This window comes from Vibrio penaeicida (genome assembly GCF_019977755.1).
Taxonomy (GTDB): domain Bacteria; phylum Pseudomonadota; class Gammaproteobacteria; order Enterobacterales; family Vibrionaceae; genus Vibrio; species Vibrio penaeicida.
The window spans coordinates 3,038,173-3,056,933 of sequence record NZ_AP025144.1 but is presented as its reverse complement, the minus strand read 5'-3'; the positions used below and the strand labels follow the sequence as shown (position 1 = coordinate 3,056,933).

The following is an 18,761-nucleotide window of genomic DNA, read 5'->3' as shown; positions in this document are numbered from 1 at the left end:
CCGTGGCAACGGGTTTGTAACAGCAGCAGTGGTGTTAGTTATGTTTCATTTAACGTTCAATTTCAGCTCAGGGTACGGCAAGCATAGACCTCATGGTGACTTTCAATAGAAGAGATATTCAAATTTATGCTAGCCAAAATGGCGATTTTTATGGTATAAAGCGCGCCGGAATTAAGAACAGTTATCTCCACTTGGCGAAGCTGTTTTTGAGTCCAAATATATTTTCTTTAAATCACACACATACCGACACATGATCCGGGGTGCTCACTTACTTATATTTAAGAAGTCGAGTCGGACGCATGGGGTATGTGGAGGCCTAACCCCATAGAGGAATTTAAAATGGCAACTGTATCAATGCGCGATATGCTTAAAGCTGGTGTTCACTTCGGTCACCAAACTCGTTACTGGAACCCAAAGATGAAGCCATTCATCTTCGGTGCTCGTAACAAAGTTCATATCATCAACCTAGAAAAAACTGTACCAATGTTCAACGACGCTCTAGCTGAGCTAGGCAAAGTTGGCGAGAAGAAAGGTAAAGTTCTTTTCGTAGGTACTAAGCGCGCTGCATCTGAAGCTGTAAAAGAAGCTGCTATCGCTAGCAACCAGTACTACGTAAACAACCGTTGGTTGGGTGGTATGCTTACGAACTACAAAACTGTTCGTCAGTCAATCAAGCGTTTGAAAGATCTTGAAGCACAAGCTCAAGACGGTACTTTCGACAAGCTAACTAAGAAAGAAGCTCTAATGCGTACTCGTGAAATGGAGAAGCTAGAGAAATCTCTTGGTGGTATTAAAGATATGGGCGGTCTACCTGACGCACTATTCGTTATCGACGCTGATCACGAGCACATTGCAGTTCGCGAAGCAAACAACCTAGGTATCCCAGTATACGCGGTTGTTGATACTAACTCTGACCCAGACGGCGTTGACTTCGTTATCCCAGGTAACGATGACGCAATCCGCGCAGTACAACTTTACCTTAACGCTGCAGCTTCTGCTGTAAGCGAAGGTCGTAACCAAGATGTTGTTGCTGCAGCTGCTGAAAAAGACGGTTTCGTAGAAGAAGCTGAATAATAGCGGCTCTGAGTCACGCTTAGTCTTATAGATAACAAGCCTTATCAGCAATCAAAGTTAAATATAAGCTAAGTTATAGTTACAATCAGGGGCCGAAATCGAGCCCCTGATTTTTACCATATCCAGAATTAACTGAGGAATAGAGAATGGCTGTTACTGCTGCTCTAGTAAAAGAACTGCGCGACCGTACTGGCGCAGGCATGATGGACTGTAAGAAAGCGCTGAACGAAACTGACGGCGATATCGAACTAGCAATCGAAAATATGCGTAAATCAGGTGCTGCAAAAGCTGCTAAGAAAGCAGGTAACGTAGCGGCTGAAGGTACAATCATCATCAAAGATGCTGATGGTGTAGCGGTACTTCTAGAAGTGAACTGCCAGACTGACTTTGTTGCTAAAGATGCTAGCTTCACAGCGTTTGCAAACGAAGTTGCTGAAGCGGCTCTTGCTTCTAAAGCTACTGCAGAAGAACTACAAGCTCAATTCGAGGAAACTCGTATTGCTCTAGTTGCTAAAATCGGCGAAAACATCAACATCCGTCGCGTTCAATACGTTGAAGGTGTTGCACTAGCTTCTTACCGTCACGGTGAGAAAATTGGTGTTGTTGTTGCTGGTGAAGGCGACGCTGAAACTCTTAAGCACGTTGCAATGCACGTTGCTGCTTCTCGTCCAGAATTCGTTAACCCAGAAGACGTACCTGCAGACGTAGTAGAAAAAGAGAAAGCCGTTCAAGTTGAAATCGCAATGAACGAAGGCAAGCCAGCTGAAATCGCTGAGAAGATGGTTGTTGGCCGTATGAAGAAGTTCACTGGTGAAATCTCTTTGACTGGTCAAGCTTTCGTTATGGAACCTAAGAAATCTGTAGGCGACGTTCTTAAAGAAAAAGGCGCTTCAGTAACTAACTTCGTACGTCTAGAAGTTGGTGAAGGTATCGAGAAAGCGGAAGAAATGAGCTTCGCTGACGAAGTAGCAGCGGTACAAAAAGGTTAATCCTTAGCGTATTGTTGAAAAAAAGACCGTAGCCAAGGCTGCGGTCTTTTTACGAACAAAATACATAAACTTACAAACAATGACCTATGTGGCTAATTGTCATAAATGCATGTTGGCATCAACGTAAAAATGCAATTTGTATTCATGACTGTTAATCAACAACTCTCATTTGGAAGGTAGACTCCATGACAACTAACCCTAAGCCAGCGTATCAACGTATCCTGTTAAAACTGAGTGGTGAAGCTCTTCAAGGTGAAGAAGGTTTTGGTATTGACCCTGCGGTACTAGACCGTATGGCTCAAGAAGTAAAAGAACTGGTTGAACTGGGTGTTCAAGTGGGTGTGGTTATCGGTGGTGGTAACTTGTTCCGTGGTGCTGGTTTGGCTGAAGCGGGCATGAACCGCGTTGTCGGCGACCATATGGGTATGCTAGCGACGGTAATGAATGGTCTTGCTTTACGCGATGCCCTTCACCGTGCTTACGTCAATGCGCGTGTAATGTCGGCGATTCCATTGAAAGGTGTGTGCGACGATTACAACTGGGCTGATGCAATTCGCGAGCTTCGCCAAGGTCGCGTAGTGATCTTCTCGGCAGGTACAGGTAACCCATTCTTTACTACAGATTCTGCTGCATGTTTGCGCGGTATTGAGATTGAAGCGGATGTTGTTCTTAAAGCGACAAAAGTTGATGGCGTATTTACTGCGGATCCAGTAGCAAACCCTGAAGCAGAGCTGTATGATAACCTATCGTTTAGTGAAGTTCTTGATAAAGAACTGAAAGTAATGGACTTAGCGGCATTTACACTGGCACGTGACCACAAAATGCCAATCCGTGTATTCAATATGAACAAGCCAGGCGCTCTACGTCGCGTGGTAATGGGTGAAGCCGAAGGTACGCTAATCAGCGAAGACCAATAATTGGCAGCCAAAAACACTCTTATTAAAAAAATATTAAGGTGAAATTGTGATTAACGAAATCAAACAAGATGCACAAGAGCGCATGGATAAAAGCGTTGAAGCGCTAAAGAACAACCTATCTAAAGTACGTACAGGTCGTGCTCACCCAAGCCTACTGTCGAATATCAACGTTGAATACTACGGCGCACCAACGCCTCTAAATCAAGTTGCAAACGTGATTGCTGAAGATTCTCGTACCCTTGCTATTACCGTTTTTGACAAAGAGCTAACGCCAAAAGTAGAAAAAGCGATCATGCAATCGGATCTTGGTCTGAACCCAATGTCTGCAGGTACTGTAATCCGTGTTCCTCTTCCTCCATTGACAGAAGAACGTCGTAAAGATTTGGTAAAAATCGTTCGTGGTGAAGCAGAAGGTGGTCGTGTTGCTATTCGTAACATCCGTCGCGATGCAAACAGTGAACTTAAAGCGCTTCTGAAAGACAAAGAAATCTCAGAAGATGAAGATCATAAAGCACAAGATGAAATTCAAAAGCTAACTGACGCTGCTGTTAAGAATGTTGATGACGTTCTTGCTGCAAAAGAAAAAGAGTTGATGGAAGTGTAATATAACTTACACTTTTCTTTTTCGAAGCGCTGTGCCCACAGCACAGCGCTTTTTTTATGCTATTATCTCAACCCCATTAGATTCAATGAACTTCCTATGCTGAACACTCAAGTCTATCCAGACGCATTCCCTAAACATATCGCTATCATTATGGACGGTAACGGCCGTTGGGCAAAAAAGCAGGGTAAGCCTCGCGTTTTTGGTCATAAAGCAGGGGTAGATTCAGTTAGAAAAACCATTTCAGCCGCTTCTCGACTCGGTATCCAAGCTGTTACTCTTTTTGCATTCAGTAGCGAAAACTGGCGCCGCCCGGAAGAGGAAGTTAGCTTGTTGATGGAGCTGTTTATTACCGTTCTGTCCAAAGAGGTCAAACGTCTTCATAAGAATAATCTTAGATTAAGAGTTATAGGCGACATCAGCCGTTTTAATCAACGATTGCAAAAAAAAATTGCAGAAGCGGAAAGCCTAACTAAAGACAACGAAGGTATGGTTGTTAACGTGGCGGCTAACTATGGTGGAAAATGGGATATCACCCAAGCTATTCAAAAAATCGCGACTGAAGCTAAAGAGGGTGTACTTGACCCAGCTGAAATCAATGAAGATCTGGTAACATCTCATTTAACTATGTCTGATTTGCCTGAAGTCGACTTACTCATCCGCACCAGTGGTGAATGCCGGATCAGTAATTTTGTTTTGTGGCAGATGGCATACGCTGAAATGTATTTTGTTGATCAACATTGGCCTGATTTTAATGAGCAAAGCCTAGCAGATGCTGTGGCATGGTTTGTTAATCGCGAGCGCCGTTTTGGTTGCACAGGCGAGCAGATTCAAGAAATTATGAATGGCTAACAAAGGATCATCAGCTTGAAACAAAGAATTATAACCGCGCTGATTCTGGCTCCATTAGTTGTATTAGGGATTTTTAAGCTCTCTATACCCCTATTTATTGCTGCGATTGCTGCAATTGTAGTAATTGGCTTTTGGGAATGGACTCAATTCGTTGAAACACCGAACCGCTCTATAGCAATAATCCCCGCTTTAGCAGTGCTTGCGGGTGTATTTTACTTTTTACCGTTTGAAATCTCTGCTTTGCAGCAGGTCTCGGGTGGACACATTTTAATCTTAGCCGCTGCAGGAATATGGTGGTTAGTATCCAGTGGAATGGCAATGACATTCCCGAAATCTTCTGCATTGTGGCAAGGCTCTAAGGTTCTGAGGCACGTATTTGGCTTGCTGACACTTATTCCATTCTTAACTTCCGTTATCCTTTTACGAAGTGTTGGTTACGATTCAGATCCATACTACGGTGCTAAGCTCGTACTGTTTGTTTGCTTTTTGGTTTGGGCTGCTGACAGCGGTGCTTACTTTGCAGGTAAAACGTTCGGAAAGCGTAAAATGGCTCCAAATGTAAGCCCAAATAAAACCATTGAAGGCTTGGTTGGTGGCATTATTACCGCATTGGTTATTGGATGGGGTGCCGCAAATTGGTTTGAACTCACCTTCCCAAGTCATGTCATAATGATATTCATCACTTTCACTACTGTCGTTATTTCAGTATTAGGTGATCTGGTAGAAAGCATGTTTAAGCGAGTTTCGGGCATTAAAGATAGTGGAAACATTATCCCGGGACACGGTGGTGTGCTAGACAGAATTGACAGCCTGACCGCCGCCTTTCCTGTTTTTGCCTTACTCTATTTCACGCTTTAGCATAGTAAAAAGGCAAGGAAACTTGCCTTTTCATGTTCTGTATAACGGTTTTCTATAATGCAAAATATAACCATTCTTGGAGCAACAGGCTCAATTGGTGATAGCACTTTAAAAGTTGTCGCCCAAAACTCCGAGAAGTTCAACGTCTTCGCGTTGGCTGCTGGCACAAACGTTTCAAAAATGCATGATTTATGCGTTGTTTGGAACCCATCGTATGCCGTTATGGCGGACGAAAATGCAGCGAATTCGCTCCGAGAAAAACTGTCAGCCTCCGGTAAAAAAGTAACCGTCTTAAGTGGAAACGAAGGACTTTGTGCCGTTTCTTCAATGGATGAAGTTGATATGGTTATGGCAGCTATCGTTGGAGCTGCTGGGTTAATACCTACTATGTCAGCGATTCAAGCGGGTAAAAAGGTGTTACTCGCTAACAAAGAAGCGTTGGTTATGTCTGGTCAGCTTTTTGTTGATGCTGTAGAGAAATATGGAGCGCAGCTGTTACCTGTAGACAGTGAGCACAACGCGATATTTCAGTGTCTACCTAAAGAAGTTCAGGTTCGACCGGGTAAATGCAATCTTGCAGATTCAGGAATCTCGTCCATTTTACTCACTGGTTCTGGCGGCCCTTTTCGTTATTCAGATGTTGCAACTTTGGCTAACGTGACGCCTAAAGAAGCCATTGCACACCCTAACTGGTCTATGGGGCCAAAAATCTCGGTTGACTCTGCCACTATGATGAACAAGGGGCTTGAGTACATTGAAGCCAAATGGTTATTCAATGCTGCGCGAGACCAGCTTAAAGTCGTAATACATCCTCAGTCGGTGATTCACTCAATGGTTCAGTATTGTGATGGCTCTGTATTGGCTCAGATGGGTGAGCCTGACATGGCGACGCCGATTGCTTACTCGATGTCTTATCCTGAGCGTATTTCAGCGGGTGTTAAGCCGCTTGATTTTACCAAAGTAGGTGAACTCACATTTCTTGAGCCAGACTTCGAGCGTTACCCTTGCCTTAAGCTAGCGATAGAGGCTTGCTATACAGGGCAACATGCCACTACTGGTTTAAATGCCGCCAACGAAATTGCGGTGGATGCATTTTTGAATCACAAAATTAAATTTACAGATATAGCTGCAATCAACGATCAGGTTTTATCTAAGCTGTGTGGTCTACAGCAAAACCTTGAAGTAGATTGCTTGGAAAGCTTATTAGAGCTGGATAGAATGGCGCGTACTTTTGCGCATGAATATGTAGGTAAGCGAGCAATATGACTGGTATTTTGTGGAATTTAGTATCGTTTATCGTCGCCCTTGGGGTGTTGGTTGCTGTGCACGAATATGGGCATTTCTGGGTAGCGCGACGCTGCGGAGTAAAAGTTCATAAGTTTTCGATAGGGTTTGGTAAGTCTATCTGGAGCAAGATAGGTAAAGACGGAACAGAATACAGCCTATCTATTATCCCGTTAGGTGGTTATGTCAAAATGCTCGATGGGCGAGTTGATTCGCTCAAAGAAGAAGAGAAAGAGCAAGCATTCGATCGAAAATCATTGTGGCAAAGAAGCGCAATTGTGGGCGCTGGTCCTGCATTTAACTTTATTTTCGCACTGTTTGCCTATTGGGTTGTCTTCATTATTGGTGTTCCAGCAATAAAACCCGTGATAGGAGAGGTAACCCCCAATTCCATTGTTGCACAAGCCGGAATTCAAGATGGGATGGAACTAAAGTCCGTCGCGGGAATCAAAACCGCAGATTGGGAATCCGTTAATATGCAGTTAATTGCCCATATTGGCGATGATGAAATGACGATGACGGTTACACCGGAAGGTGGTGTTGGCTTCGAAGAAACCTATACGCTTGATTTGCGTGAGTGGCGCTTCAACCCAGAAACTGAATCGCCAATGAGAACATTAGGCTTTACACCATTTCGCCCAGATACGACCACTAAAATCGCGCACGTAGGTAATGGCGGAGCCGCTTATAAAGCTGGATTTGAAGTTGGTGATCAGCTTCTGGAAATTGATGGTCAGCCCGTGTCGGAATGGCAGCAAATGGTTGATGCTATCCAGACGAACCCAAATAAATCAATTGATGTGTTGGTTGAGCGTAATGGTGTTGAAGTTCAGTTGGCGCTGATTCCTGAAGCTAAGGAAGCAAAAAACGGAACAACCAAAGGGTTTGCAGGTATTGCTCCTGAAATTGGTGAATGGCCCGCAGACTATCGCTTCGACCTACAATATGGTGTGGTTGAATCCGTTGGTAAAGCTGTTGAGAAAACAGGACAAGTTATTTCTTTGACCTTCAGTTTATTGAAAAAATTGGTTGTTGGAGATGTTGGAATAGAGAACTTGAGTGGTCCTATATCCATTGCTAAAGGCGCTGGCACAACCGCTGATTATGGTTTGGTGTACTTCCTAGGTTTTCTTGCTCTAATCAGTATCAACCTAGGAATTATTAACCTAATGCCATTACCAATTTTGGATGGTGGTCACTTGTTATTTTTTGCGGTGGAAGCAATTATCCGCCGCCCTGTGCCAGAAAAGATTCAAGAAGTCGGTTACCGTCTGGGAGGCGCAATTATATTCTCTCTCATGGTAGTTGCATTGTTTAATGATTTTACTCGCCTTTGATATCACCTGATTGGTAGAAGATGGCAAAGAATAAGAAGTTGCAAGGAATAATCAGAATAGATATGGCGATCAAGCATTTATTGCTCACCTCTCTGTTGCTATCGAGCACAGTGGTGAATGGTGCAGAAAAATTTGTCGTAGAAGACATCAAAATTGAAGGTCTACAGCGCGTAGCGTTGGGGGCAGCACTCCTCAAGATGCCTATTCGTATTGGTGATACTGTTGATCAGCAAGATGTGGCAAAGATCATCAAATCCTTATACGACTCTGGCAATTACGAAGATGTCAGGGTTCTCAAAGACAACAATGTGTTGGTTATCGAAGTGAAGGAGCGTCCAACCATTGCGAACATCTCGTTCTCTGGTAACAAAGCCATTAAAGAAGAGCAGCTGAAAGAAAACCTAGATGCTTCTGGGATTCGTATTGGTGAAGCGCTTGACCGAACAACTTTAAGTAACATAGAAAAAGGTTTAGAAGATTTTTACTACAGCGTCGGTAAATACAACGCCGAAGTAAAAGCGGTTGTAACACCGTTACCTCGGAATCGTTCTGACTTAAAATTTGTTTTTACCGAAGGTGTGTCAGCGAAAATTCAGCAGATTAACTTTATCGGTAACTCGGTATTTAATGACGAAGATCTCCGCTCTCGCTTTAACCTAAGAGTTGACGTGCCATGGTGGAATTTCTTAGCTGATGAGAAATACCAGAAGCAAGTATTGGCAGGTGACTTAGAAGCATTACGTACATTTTATCTCAACCAGGGTTACTTAAAGTTCCAAGTTTCCGACACTCAGGTTTCTATTTCTCCAGATAAAAAAGGCGTGTATATCACCCTAACACTGGATGAAGGCGAACCTTATGCTGTCGAATCTGTAAAGTTCCGAGGCGAGCTCATCGATAAGGAAGCAGAATTCGACAAGATGGTTCCTTTCGCTGCTGGTGATATTTATAATGGCAGCGCCGTAACATCACTCGAAGAAAATGTTAAGCGCGTATTGGGTGAGTCCGGCTATGCATATCCTCAAGTTAGGACCATTCCAGAATTTGATGACGAAAATAAGCAAGTTTCACTTGTTGTGAATGTAGAGGCTGGCAAACGAATTTATGTTCGTGATATTCGATTTACGGGTAACAACGCAACGCGTGATGAGGTACTTCGCCGCGAAATGCGTCAAATGGAAGGCAGTTGGTTAAACTCGAAAGCCATTGATACCGGTAAAAGCCGTTTGAATCGCTTGGGCTTTTTTGAAACGGTCGATGTTCAAACAGTACGTGTGCCCGGCACGGAAGATCAAGTTGATTTGGTCTATAACGTGAAAGAAGCAAACTCCGGAAGCATTAACTTCGGGGTAGGATACGGTACGGAGTCGGGAATCAGTTTCCAACTTGGTCTGCAGCAAGATAACTTTATTGGTAGCGGTAACCGCGTTGGTATCAACGCATCCACCAACAAATTCCGTAAGAACGTAAGCCTTGAATACCGAGATCCATACTGGAACCTTGATGGTGTCAGCCTGGGTGGTAAGATTTTCTACAATCAGTTCGAAGCCTCTGAAGCGGGCATCGTAGACTATACCAACGAAAGTTACGGCACACGTTTAACTTGGGGTTTCCCATTCGACGAACTTAACTTTTTTGAAATTGGTGCGGGTTATACGCACAACCGAATTTCCAACTTGGATGAGTACGTACAAATTGAAAAGTTCTTGCAGGCGCAAGAAGACAATTTGGACAAAAATGATCGAAGCCTGAACGTAAACGACTTTGATTTTTCTCTGTCTTGGACACGAAATAACCTAAACCGAGGGTTTTTCCCGACAGCAGGTAACCATCAGCGTGCATTCTACAAAATGACGGTGCCAGGTTCTGATGTTCAGTACTTCAAGCTTCAATACGATGTGAGACAGTACATCCCTCTGACAAAAAAGCATGAGTTTACTCTATTATTGCGTGGGCGGTTAGGTTACGGAAATGGCTACGGCAAGAATGGCGACAACGATAACTTGTTCCCATTCTACGAAAACTTCTACGCGGGCGGCTTTAGTTCGTTACGCGGATTCCGATCCAATAGCGCAGGTCCGAAGGCTGTGTACAATGAAAACCACACGGGTGGTAACAATTCCCAGTACACAGTGACAGACGATGCCGTTGGGGGTAATGCGATTGCACTTGCAAGCATGGAATTGATCTTCCCAACCCCATTTGCATCAGATGAAGCACGTAGCCAAATACGCACCAGTGCGTTTATTGATGCAGCAAGTGTGTGGGATACAGAATTTAACTATCTTGATCCAGACACTGGTGTAAGTGCTGGTGATTCTTATTACTATGATTACTCCGACCCGACAAATTATCGAATGTCTGCAGGTGTCGCCTTACAATGGATGTCACCAATGGGACCGTTGGTTTTCTCTCTTGCGAAGCCAATCAAAAAATTCGAAGGGGATAAAGATGAAGTCTTTACCTTTACAATCGGTCGAACTTTCTAATACTTAGGAGAGAATTTTGAAAACAACGTTAAAAGCAGCTGCACTTAGCCTAGCCTTACTGGGTACATCTTTTTTTGCCAATGCTGCAGAAGCGGCTCAAAAAGTGGGTTATGTAAATACTGCGCAGATTTTCCAGGCTCTCCCTCAGCGTGAATCTGTTTTACAAAAACTTCAGGCTGAATTTAAAGACCAAAACGCAGAGCTACAATCACTTGAAGCGAAGCTGAAAACGAAAATCGAACAAGGTCGCCGTGATGGTGAATTACTTGGTGAAGATGGTCTTCGTAAACTGCAGATTGAAATTGGTCAACTTCAGGCTGAATACAAAATTAAAGCGCAATCACTAGAGCAAAATGGTCAAAAGCGCGAAGCGCAAGAAAGACAAAAACTGCTTAAGCTGATTCAAGATACAATTGCAAAAGTAGCAGAGAAAGAAGGCTTTGACGTAGTGATTGATGCTACTTCACTCCAATACGCAAAACCAGAATTGAACCTGTCTAAAAAAGTAATTGAACAACTTAAATAAGAATATATGACAACATTAACCCTTGCAGAAATCGCGAAAATTGCAGGTGGTGAGTTACACGGAGACGGCAGCATTGCCGTTTCCGAGTTTGCTGCCATGGACAAAGCTGGTCAAGGTCAGCTTTCTTTTCTTTCTAGTCCCAAATTCAGAAAATCACTCGATCAGTGTAAAGCGGATGCTATTTTATTACGTGAGTCCGATCTGGAGCATTACTCGGGTAATTCAATCGTCGTTGAAGACCCATACGTAGCGTACGCCCGTATCGCCCAAGTGCTTGATACGACACCTTCACCAGCTTCCAATATTCATAAAACAGCGGTTATTGACGAATCGGTTTCATTAGGTGAAAACGTATCTGTCGGAGCTAATGCAGTGATTGAATCTGGTGTGTGTCTTGGCGATAACGCTGTGATTGGCGCTGGATGTTTCGTTGGTAAAAATACCTCAATAGGTTCAAATACCAAACTTTGGTCGAATGTTAGCGTATACCATGATGTAACGATCGGTTCGGATTGCTTAATTCAAGCTAATGCTGTGATTGGATCCGATGGATTTGGCAACGCCAACGAAAAAGGTGAGTGGATAAAAATCCCTCAAGTTGGCGGTGTTCGTATCGGAGACCGCGTAGAGATCGGAGCATGTACTACTATAGACCGTGGTACACTGGACGATACCGTAATAGAAGACAACGTTGTTCTAGATAACCAGATCCAAATTGCTCATAACGTCCATGTCGGTTATGGCACCGCAATGGCGGGAGCAGTGATAGTCGCAGGCAGCACTCAGATTGGTAAGTACTGTCAGTTTGGCGGCGGTGCGGTTGTTAATGGTCACATTACGATTGTCGATCAAGTGGTTGTTACTGGTATGTCCATGGTGATGCGTGACATTGAAGAAAAAGGTGTTTTCTCTTCAGGTGTCCCGGTGCAACCGAATAAAGAATGGCGTAAAATGGTGCCACGTGTACACAAGATTGCGGAACTAGACAGAAGACTGAAATCTGTCGAGAAAGAGCTAAAATCCTGACACGAAACGTTTAACTTAAAGCCTGCGCACTGCGGGCTTTCATTCGTTTATCTAACGATGAATTGAATTTGAAAATTGATAGGAATATGACTTTGACTACTGAAAAGAAAACGATGGACATCACGGAGATTCAAACACTTCTTCCACATCGCTACCCTTTCCTGATGATTGATCGTGTTACTGACTACGAAGAAGGTAAGTACCTAGTAGGCTTGAAAAATGTGTCAGTGAACGAACCTCAGTTCACCGGTCATTTCCCACAATTGCCTGTATTTCCAGGCGTATTAATTCTTGAAGCAATGGCTCAGGCAACGGGGCTACTCGCATTTAAAACATTTGGTGCTCCTGCGGAAAACGAACTGTACTACTTTGCTAGTGTTGACGGCGCAAAGTTCCGTGCACCTGTGATGCCAGGCGATCAAATGTTGATTGAAGTTGAATTTTTGAAAGAGCGTCGCGGTATTGCTGCGTTTAATGGTAAAGCGACGGTGGACGGCAAGGTAGTGTGTTCTGCTGAGCTGAAATGTGCTCGTAGAGAATTTTAATATGATTCATGAATCTGCCTCTATTCATCCTAGTGCGGTTATTGAAGGTAATGTTCGTATCGGTGCTGGCACAACGGTAGGGCCATTCACTTATATTTCGGGTGATATCGAAATTGGTGAAAACAACGAGATTATGTCTCATGTTGTGATTAAAGGTCCGACAATCATCGGTAATGAAAACCGAATCTTCCCCTATGCGATCGTAGGTGAAGAATGTCAGGACAAAAAATACAGCGGCGAAGATACTCGTTTGATTGTTGGCGACCGCAACGTTATTCGAGAAAGTGTACAAATGCACCGTGGCACAGTTCAGGATAAGGGTGAAACTCGCGTTGGTAGTGATAACCTATTCTGTGTTAACGCCCATATTGCTCATGATTGTATTGTGGGTGATAACGTTATTCTAGGTAACAATGCGACATTAGCGGGTCATGTTACAGTCGAAGACTACGTGATTCTAACTGCCCTTTCTCCGGTTCACCAATTTTGTACGTTGGGTGCTCACTGCTTTGTTGGCGGCGGATCCATTGTTGTACAAGACGTACCACCTTTTGTTATGGCGCAAGGGAATCACTGTAAACCTTTTGGTATCAATATCGAAGGGCTGAAACGCCGAGGGTTCGAGAAAAAAGAAATCCATGCTATTCGCCGGGCTTATAAGTCCCTTTACCGTAATGGACTGACGCTTGAAGAAGCGAAAACAGAGATTGCAAAAGAAGCGGATGAGTTTAAAGCTGTACAGCAGTTTTTGGATTTCTTAGGTAACTCGCAACGTGGGATTATTCGATAGGGTCAACCCGATCGGCTATATAAGTGCGTTGATTGTACTGACCACTGAAAAGATCGCTGTTTTTAGCGATCTTTTTGTATTTTTAAGTGTGAAAATTTGGCTTTGGGTGAAATATGACTTCAGGTACTGGTCCGTTAAGAGTTGGCATCGTTGCTGGTGAATTATCTGGTGATACGTTAGGTGCTGGTCTTATGGAAGCGATGAAAAGGCAATATCCAGATGCCGAATTTGTCGGTATTGGCGGACCCAAAATGAAGGCGTTGGGCTGCGAATCTCTGTTTGAGATGGAAGAGCTAGCCGTGATGGGGCTTGTAGAAGTATTAGGGCGCTTGCCTCGGCTTTTGAAAGTAAAAGCGGATCTAGTAAAGCACTTTACGCAAAACCCACCGGATGTGTTCATTGGTATAGACGCGCCTGACTTTAACTTGCGATTGGAATTGAGCCTCAAGAAAGCAGGGATTAAGACTGTCCATTATGTCAGTCCATCTGTATGGGCTTGGCGTCCAAAGCGAATTTTTAAAATTGATGCCGCAACGGATTTGGTTTTGGCTTTCCTGCCATTCGAGAAAGCTTTTTACGACAAATACAACGTAGCCTGCGAATTTGTCGGTCATACACTCGCAGACGCGATCCCCCTTCAGCCCGATAAAAAAGAAGCAAGAGCGCATCTCGAGCTTGAGCAAGATAAAACTTGGTTAGCCGTATTGCCTGGTAGCCGAGGAGGGGAAGTAGGTTTGATTGCTAAGCCGTTTATCGAAACGTGTAAACGCCTTAATCAAAAACATCCCGATGTTGGTTTTGTTGTTGCCGCTGTAAACGAAAAGCGAAAAGCGCAATTTGAACAGATCTGGAAAGACATCGCTCCCGAACTCAACTTTGTCATTGTTCAAGATACAGCTCGAAATGTGATTACGGCGTCTGATGCAGTATTACTTGCTTCTGGCACAGTAAGTTTAGAGTGCATGCTACTTAAGCGCCCTATGGTTGTCGGCTACAAAGTAAATAGACTGACAGGTTGGATAGTTCAGAAGTTGGCGATTACAGAATTTGTTTCTCTACCCAATATACTGGCAGGTAAAGAGTTGGTGAAAGAATTCATTCTTGATGGGTGCCACCCAGACTTTTTGTATCCTGAAATTGAAAAAGCCTTGTTTGGTGACAACCAAGCTTTAATCAGCGAATTTACAGAGATGCACCAGTGGATTAAAAAAGATGCCGATCATCAAGCCGCTACTGCCGTTCTCAATTTAATTGGAAAATAATTATGCCTAAGAAAGCAACGCAAGACTTTCCTCCATTTGAATACCCTACGGGTTATCAGCTTTTCGCGGGTGTAGACGAAGTCGGTCGTGGTCCATTGGTTGGTGACGTAGTGACTGCTGCGGTTATTTTAGATCCTAACAACCCCATTGAAGGACTGACCGATTCAAAGAAATTGTCTGAGAAAAAACGCCAAGCGCTTTTCCCTGAAATCAAAGAAAAAGCACTGGCTTGGGCAGTAGGTCGTTGTTCTCCAGAAGAGATAGATGAACTGAATATTTTGCAAGCCACGATGGTAGCAATGCAACGAGCCATTGCAGGATTGGATACACAACCGAGCTTCGCGCTTATTGATGGTAATCGTGTCCCTGAGTTACCTATGGCTGGTCTAGCTGTAGTAAAAGGCGATTTAAGAGTAGCGGAAATCAGTGCTGCATCCATTATCGCCAAAGTAGTACGAGATAGTGAGATGGAAGAGCTTGATAAAAGACACCCAGAATTTGGATTTGCAAATCACAAAGGGTATCCGACCAAGGCGCATTTTGAAGCAATCGAAAAACACGGTGTTATAGCTGAGCACAGAAAGAGCTTTAAGCCTGTAAAACGCGCACTTGGGATCGAATAGCTTCTCTTGTTTTTGGATTCAAGTATCATGTACGCAAGTGGGTTTAACCCTCACGAAATATCTAAGTAATCTGAGCATCAGGATCTGATTAATGTCTGACCCGAAATTTGTACACCTACGTATTCACAGTGACTTCTCTATGGTCGATGGCCTTTCTAAAGTGCCACCTATAGTCAAAAAAGTGGCTGAATACGGGATGCCTGCAATGGCGCTGACAGATTTTACAAACCTTTGTGGTTTAGTGAAATTTTATAATACGGCGCATGGGAATGGTATCAAGCCTATCATCGGGGCAGATTTCACAATGCAGTCGGATGAATTTGGTGATGAACTCACAAAAATGACGGTATTGGCAACGGATAACACGGGTTATAAAAATCTGACTTTGTTGATCTCAGATGCGTACCAACGTGGTCATGTACAGCACCAGCCGGTTATAGAAAAAGAATGGCTGGCGAAATACAGCGAAGGTCTTATCGTACTTTCAGGTGGGCGTGTTGGTGAAATTGGCCGTGCTTTACTGAAAGGCAATACTGCTCTTGTATCTGAATGTGTTGAATTTTATCAAACTTACTTTCCAGACCGCTTCTATTTGGAACTCACCCGTACAGGTCGACCTGATGAAGAAAGTTATCTGCATTTTGCTTTAGAACTTGCTGAGCAAGCAGAATTGCCCGTTGTTGCGACCAACGAAGTGGTATTCATTACTGAAGATCAGTTTGATGCACATGAGATTCGCGTTGCCATTCACGATGGTTTCACACTCGAGGACCCTCGTAGACCTAAAAACTACAGCCCACAGCAGTACCTTCGTAGTGAAGAGGAAATGTGTGAGCTGTTTTCAGATATACCTGAAGCACTAGAAAACAGCGTAGAAATTGCCAAACGCTGTAACGTAACCGTGCGTTTAGGCGAATATTTTCTGCCAAACTTTCCTACTGAAGGTATGGCGATCGAAGACTTTCTGGTTAAGAAATCGCAAGAAGGCTTAGAGCGGCGATTGGCTTTTCTCTTCCCCGATGAAGATGAACGCCTCAAACGCCGTCCAGAATACGATGAACGCCTAGAGATAGAGCTCGACGTTGTCAACAAAATGGGGTTCCCTGGTTACTTCCTTATTGTTATGGAATTCATCCAGTGGTCGAAAGACAATGATGTACCCGTTGGACCTGGGCGAGGTTCTGGTGCAGGGTCGCTTGTGGCTTACGCGTTGGATATTACCGATCTCGACCCATTAGAATACGATCTTCTATTCGAACGTTTCCTCAACCCAGAACGTGTATCCATGCCCGATTTCGATATCGATTTTTGTATGGATAAGCGTGATCAAGTTATTGATCACGTGGCTGAAATGTACGGTCGTGATGCGGTATCGCAGATCATTACATTCGGTACCATGGCTGCAAAAGCGGTTATTCGAGATGTGGGGCGTGTGCTTGGTCACCCATATGGATTTGTTGACCGAATATCGAAACTTGTTCCACCTGACCCTGGGATGACGCTAGAGAAAGCATTTGTTGCAGAGCCACAACTTCCCGAGATTTATGAAGCCGATGAGGAAGTAAAAGAACTCATCGACATGTGTCGTATTTTAGAAGGCTGTACTCGAAACGCGGGTAAGCATGCCGGTGGTGTTGTTATTTCACCAACGACCATTACCGACTTTGCTCCTATCTACTGCGATGCTGAGGGTAACTTCCCTGTAACTCAGTTTGATAAGAACGACGTAGAAACGGCAGGTTTGGTTAAGTTTGACTTCTTGGGGCTACGAACGCTGACCATCATCGATTGGGCGCTTGGCCTAATTAACCCTCGATTGGAGCGTGAAGGCAAAGAAAAAGTCCGTATAGAATCTATCCCTCTTAACGACCAACCGTCATTTAAATTGTTACAAAACTCCGAGACTACCGCGGTATTCCAGCTGGAATCTCGCGGTATGAAAGATCTGATCAAACGGCTTCAACCCGACTGTTTTGAAGACATAATCGCATTGGTAGCCCTGTTCCGGCCGGGACCGCTTCAATCGGGCATGGTAGATAACTTCATCGACCGTAAACACGGACGTGAAGCCATCTCTTATCCAGATGAAACATGGCAGCACGAAACGCTGAAAGAGACGCTGGAACCGACTTACGGCATCATCCTGTATCAAGAGCAGGTGATGCAGATTGCCCAGATCTTGGCGGGTTATACGCTAGGCGGCGCCGACATGCTTCGCCGAGCGATGGGTAAGAAAAAACCAGAAGAAATGGCCAAACAACGTGCCATTTTCGAAGAAGGCGCCATAAAGAATGGGGTCGATGGCGAACTCGCCATGAAGATCTTCGACTTGGTAGAGAAATTTGCAGGTTACGGTTTTAACAAATCTCACTCAGCTGCTTACGCGTTGGTTTCTTACCAGACGCTTTGGTTGAAAAAGCATTATCCAGCGGAATTCATGGCGGCAGTAATGACTGCTGATATGGATAACACAGAAAAAGTTGTCGGTTTGGTAGATGAATGCATAAGAATGAAGCTGACTCTGTTACCACCAGACATCAATGCTGGTTTATATCGGTTTAATGTCGATGAAACCGGTGCCATCGTTTATGGTATTGGAGCCATTAAAGGTGTTGGTGAAGGACCCATCGATAACATTATTGAAGCACGTGAAAAGGGCGGTTATTTTAAAGATCTTTTCGATTTTTGTGCTCGTATCGACCTTAAAAAAGTCAACAAACGTGTTATCGAAAAACTGATTTATGCCGGTGCGTTGGATAGACTCGGTCCACATAGAGCAGCCATGATGGCATCGCTCAATGATGCAGTGAAAGCCGCGAGCCAACACCATCAAGCGGAATCGTTTGGTCAGGTTGATATGTTTGGTGTCCTAACGGATGCACCCGAAGATGTTGAAACGAAATATACCCAAGTTCCCGCATGGCCAGAAAAAGTTTGGCTAGAAGGGGAGCGTGAAACCTTGGGTCTGTATTTGACCGGGCACCCAATTAATGCCTATTTAAAGGAACTCGGTAAGTACACCAGTTGTCGACTTAAAGATGCGCAACCAACTCGCCGTGACCAATCTTTAACCATTTCAGGGTTAGTGATTGCCGCACGTGTTATGACAACCAAACGCGGTACGCGCATTGGGCTTATGACACTGGATGATCGCTCTGGGCGCATGGAAGTGATGTTGTTCTCAGATGCGCTCGAAAGATATGCAGAACTGCTTGAAAAAGATAAAATTTTGGTCATTTCCGGACAGGTCAGCTTTGATGACTTTAACGGTGGGCTTAAAATGTCCGCGCGCGAGGTTATGGATCTCGGAAATGCGCGTGAAAAATACGCTCGTGGTTTGTCCGTTTCTATACAAGAACAACAAATTGATGAACATTTCTTTGAACGCTTCAATCAAATATTGGAGCCGCACCGAGCGGGAACAGTGCCAGTTAATGTATATTATCAGCGCAGCGATGCGCGAGCCCGTTTAGCACTGGGCGTGGAATGGCGAGTAACGCCAGCAGATACATTACTAGACGATTTAAAGGAGCTGCTTGGTCATAGCCAGGTAGAACTCGAATTTAACTAATTCAGCTGCGAAATGGT

16 protein-coding genes are annotated in these 18,761 nt (G+C 44.1%); all 16 read left to right on the top strand.

Features of this window, described 5'->3' with window-relative positions; genetic code table 11:
- Positions 1–339 precede the first annotated feature (339 nt).
- The 16 genes from rpsB to dnaE all read left to right on the top strand — a co-directional run bounded on the left by rpsB (position 340) and on the right by dnaE (position 18,744).
- On the top strand, positions 340–1,074 hold the full coding sequence (gene rpsB / locus LDO37_RS13670) for a 30S ribosomal protein S2 (protein ID WP_145959477.1): 735 nt from the start codon (positions 340–342) through the stop codon (positions 1,072–1,074).
- A 146-nt stretch (positions 1,075–1,220) separates the two neighbouring features.
- On the top strand, positions 1,221–2,063 hold the full coding sequence (tsf, locus tag LDO37_RS13665; protein ID WP_126605823.1) for a translation elongation factor Ts: 843 nt from the start codon (positions 1,221–1,223) through the stop codon (positions 2,061–2,063).
- 185 nt (positions 2,064–2,248) lie between these two features.
- Positions 2,249–2,980, top strand: coding sequence for a UMP kinase (gene pyrH / locus LDO37_RS13660; protein ID WP_126605822.1), 732 nt, complete (start codon positions 2,249–2,251; stop codon positions 2,978–2,980).
- Positions 2,981–3,026: 46 nt separating this feature from the next.
- The gene (gene frr, locus LDO37_RS13655) at positions 3,027–3,584 is read left to right on the top strand and encodes a ribosome recycling factor (protein WP_101110636.1); all 558 of its coding nucleotides are present in this window, start codon (positions 3,027–3,029) and stop codon (positions 3,582–3,584) included.
- A gap of 96 nt (positions 3,585–3,680) precedes the next feature.
- Positions 3,681–4,433, top strand: a complete 753-nt coding sequence (locus tag LDO37_RS13650; RefSeq protein ID WP_101110635.1) for an isoprenyl transferase — start codon at positions 3,681–3,683, stop codon at positions 4,431–4,433.
- Positions 4,434–4,448: 15 nt separating this feature from the next.
- A complete protein-coding gene (locus LDO37_RS13645) occupies positions 4,449–5,291 on the top strand; it encodes a phosphatidate cytidylyltransferase (RefSeq protein ID WP_126605821.1) in 843 nt (280 codons plus the stop codon).
- Positions 5,292–5,348: 57 nt separating this feature from the next.
- Positions 5,349–6,557, top strand: coding sequence for a 1-deoxy-D-xylulose-5-phosphate reductoisomerase (gene ispC / locus LDO37_RS13640; protein WP_126605820.1), 1,209 nt, complete (start codon positions 5,349–5,351; stop codon positions 6,555–6,557).
- A complete protein-coding gene (gene rseP, locus LDO37_RS13635; protein WP_126605819.1) occupies positions 6,554–7,912 on the top strand; it encodes a sigma E protease regulator RseP in 1,359 nt (452 codons plus the stop codon). The genes ispC and rseP overlap by 4 nt, the downstream gene beginning before the upstream one ends.
- Before the next feature lie 62 nt (positions 7,913–7,974).
- On the top strand, positions 7,975–10,401 hold the full coding sequence (gene bamA / locus LDO37_RS13630; RefSeq protein WP_126605861.1) for an outer membrane protein assembly factor BamA: 2,427 nt from the start codon (positions 7,975–7,977) through the stop codon (positions 10,399–10,401).
- A 16-nt stretch (positions 10,402–10,417) separates the two neighbouring features.
- The gene (locus LDO37_RS13625) at positions 10,418–10,927 is read left to right on the top strand and encodes an OmpH family outer membrane protein (RefSeq protein WP_126605818.1); all 510 of its coding nucleotides are present in this window, start codon (positions 10,418–10,420) and stop codon (positions 10,925–10,927) included.
- 6 nt (positions 10,928–10,933) lie between these two features.
- Positions 10,934–11,953, top strand: a complete 1,020-nt coding sequence (gene lpxD, locus LDO37_RS13620) for a UDP-3-O-(3-hydroxymyristoyl)glucosamine N-acyltransferase (RefSeq protein WP_126605817.1) — start codon at positions 10,934–10,936, stop codon at positions 11,951–11,953.
- A gap of 113 nt (positions 11,954–12,066) precedes the next feature.
- A complete protein-coding gene (gene fabZ / locus LDO37_RS13615) occupies positions 12,067–12,498 on the top strand; it encodes a 3-hydroxyacyl-ACP dehydratase FabZ (RefSeq protein WP_174715161.1) in 432 nt (143 codons plus the stop codon).
- A 1-nt stretch (position 12,499) separates the two neighbouring features.
- Positions 12,500–13,288 (top strand): acyl-ACP--UDP-N-acetylglucosamine O-acyltransferase, encoded by a 789-nt coding sequence (gene lpxA / locus LDO37_RS13610; RefSeq protein ID WP_126605816.1) that lies wholly within the window; start codon positions 12,500–12,502, stop codon positions 13,286–13,288.
- 113 nt (positions 13,289–13,401) lie between these two features.
- Positions 13,402–14,550 carry a lipid-A-disaccharide synthase gene (gene lpxB, locus LDO37_RS13605; RefSeq protein ID WP_126605815.1) on the top strand — a complete coding sequence of 383 codons (1,149 nt, stop codon included), beginning with the start codon at positions 13,402–13,404 and terminating at the stop codon, positions 14,548–14,550.
- A gap of 2 nt (positions 14,551–14,552) precedes the next feature.
- Positions 14,553–15,173, top strand: a complete 621-nt coding sequence (gene rnhB / locus LDO37_RS13600; RefSeq protein WP_126605814.1) for a ribonuclease HII — start codon at positions 14,553–14,555, stop codon at positions 15,171–15,173.
- A gap of 91 nt (positions 15,174–15,264) precedes the next feature.
- Complete coding sequence (dnaE, locus tag LDO37_RS13595) at positions 15,265–18,744, top strand: DNA polymerase III subunit alpha (RefSeq protein WP_126605813.1); 3,480 nt, start codon at positions 15,265–15,267, stop codon at positions 18,742–18,744.
- Positions 18,745–18,761: the final 17 nt, after the last annotated feature.

Coding starts and splice junctions, on each gene's coding strand:
- rpsB (WP_145959477.1), top strand. CDS start 340: ATGGCAACTGTATCAATGCGCGATATGCTTAAAGCTGGTGTTCACTTC.
- tsf (WP_126605823.1), top strand. CDS start 1,221: ATGGCTGTTACTGCTGCTCTAGTAAAAGAACTGCGCGACCGTACTGGC.
- pyrH (WP_126605822.1), top strand. CDS start 2,249: ATGACAACTAACCCTAAGCCAGCGTATCAACGTATCCTGTTAAAACTG.
- LDO37_RS13650 (WP_101110635.1), top strand. CDS start 3,681: ATGCTGAACACTCAAGTCTATCCAGACGCATTCCCTAAACATATCGCT.
- ispC (WP_126605820.1), top strand. CDS start 5,349: ATGCAAAATATAACCATTCTTGGAGCAACAGGCTCAATTGGTGATAGC.
- rseP (WP_126605819.1), top strand. CDS start 6,554: ATGACTGGTATTTTGTGGAATTTAGTATCGTTTATCGTCGCCCTTGGG.
- bamA (WP_126605861.1), top strand. CDS start 7,975: ATGGCGATCAAGCATTTATTGCTCACCTCTCTGTTGCTATCGAGCACA.
- lpxD (WP_126605817.1), top strand. CDS start 10,934: ATGACAACATTAACCCTTGCAGAAATCGCGAAAATTGCAGGTGGTGAG.
- fabZ (WP_174715161.1), top strand. CDS start 12,067: ATGGACATCACGGAGATTCAAACACTTCTTCCACATCGCTACCCTTTC.
- lpxA (WP_126605816.1), top strand. CDS start 12,500: ATGATTCATGAATCTGCCTCTATTCATCCTAGTGCGGTTATTGAAGGT.
- lpxB (WP_126605815.1), top strand. CDS start 13,402: ATGACTTCAGGTACTGGTCCGTTAAGAGTTGGCATCGTTGCTGGTGAA.
- rnhB (WP_126605814.1), top strand. CDS start 14,553: ATGCCTAAGAAAGCAACGCAAGACTTTCCTCCATTTGAATACCCTACG.
- dnaE (WP_126605813.1), top strand. CDS start 15,265: ATGTCTGACCCGAAATTTGTACACCTACGTATTCACAGTGACTTCTCT.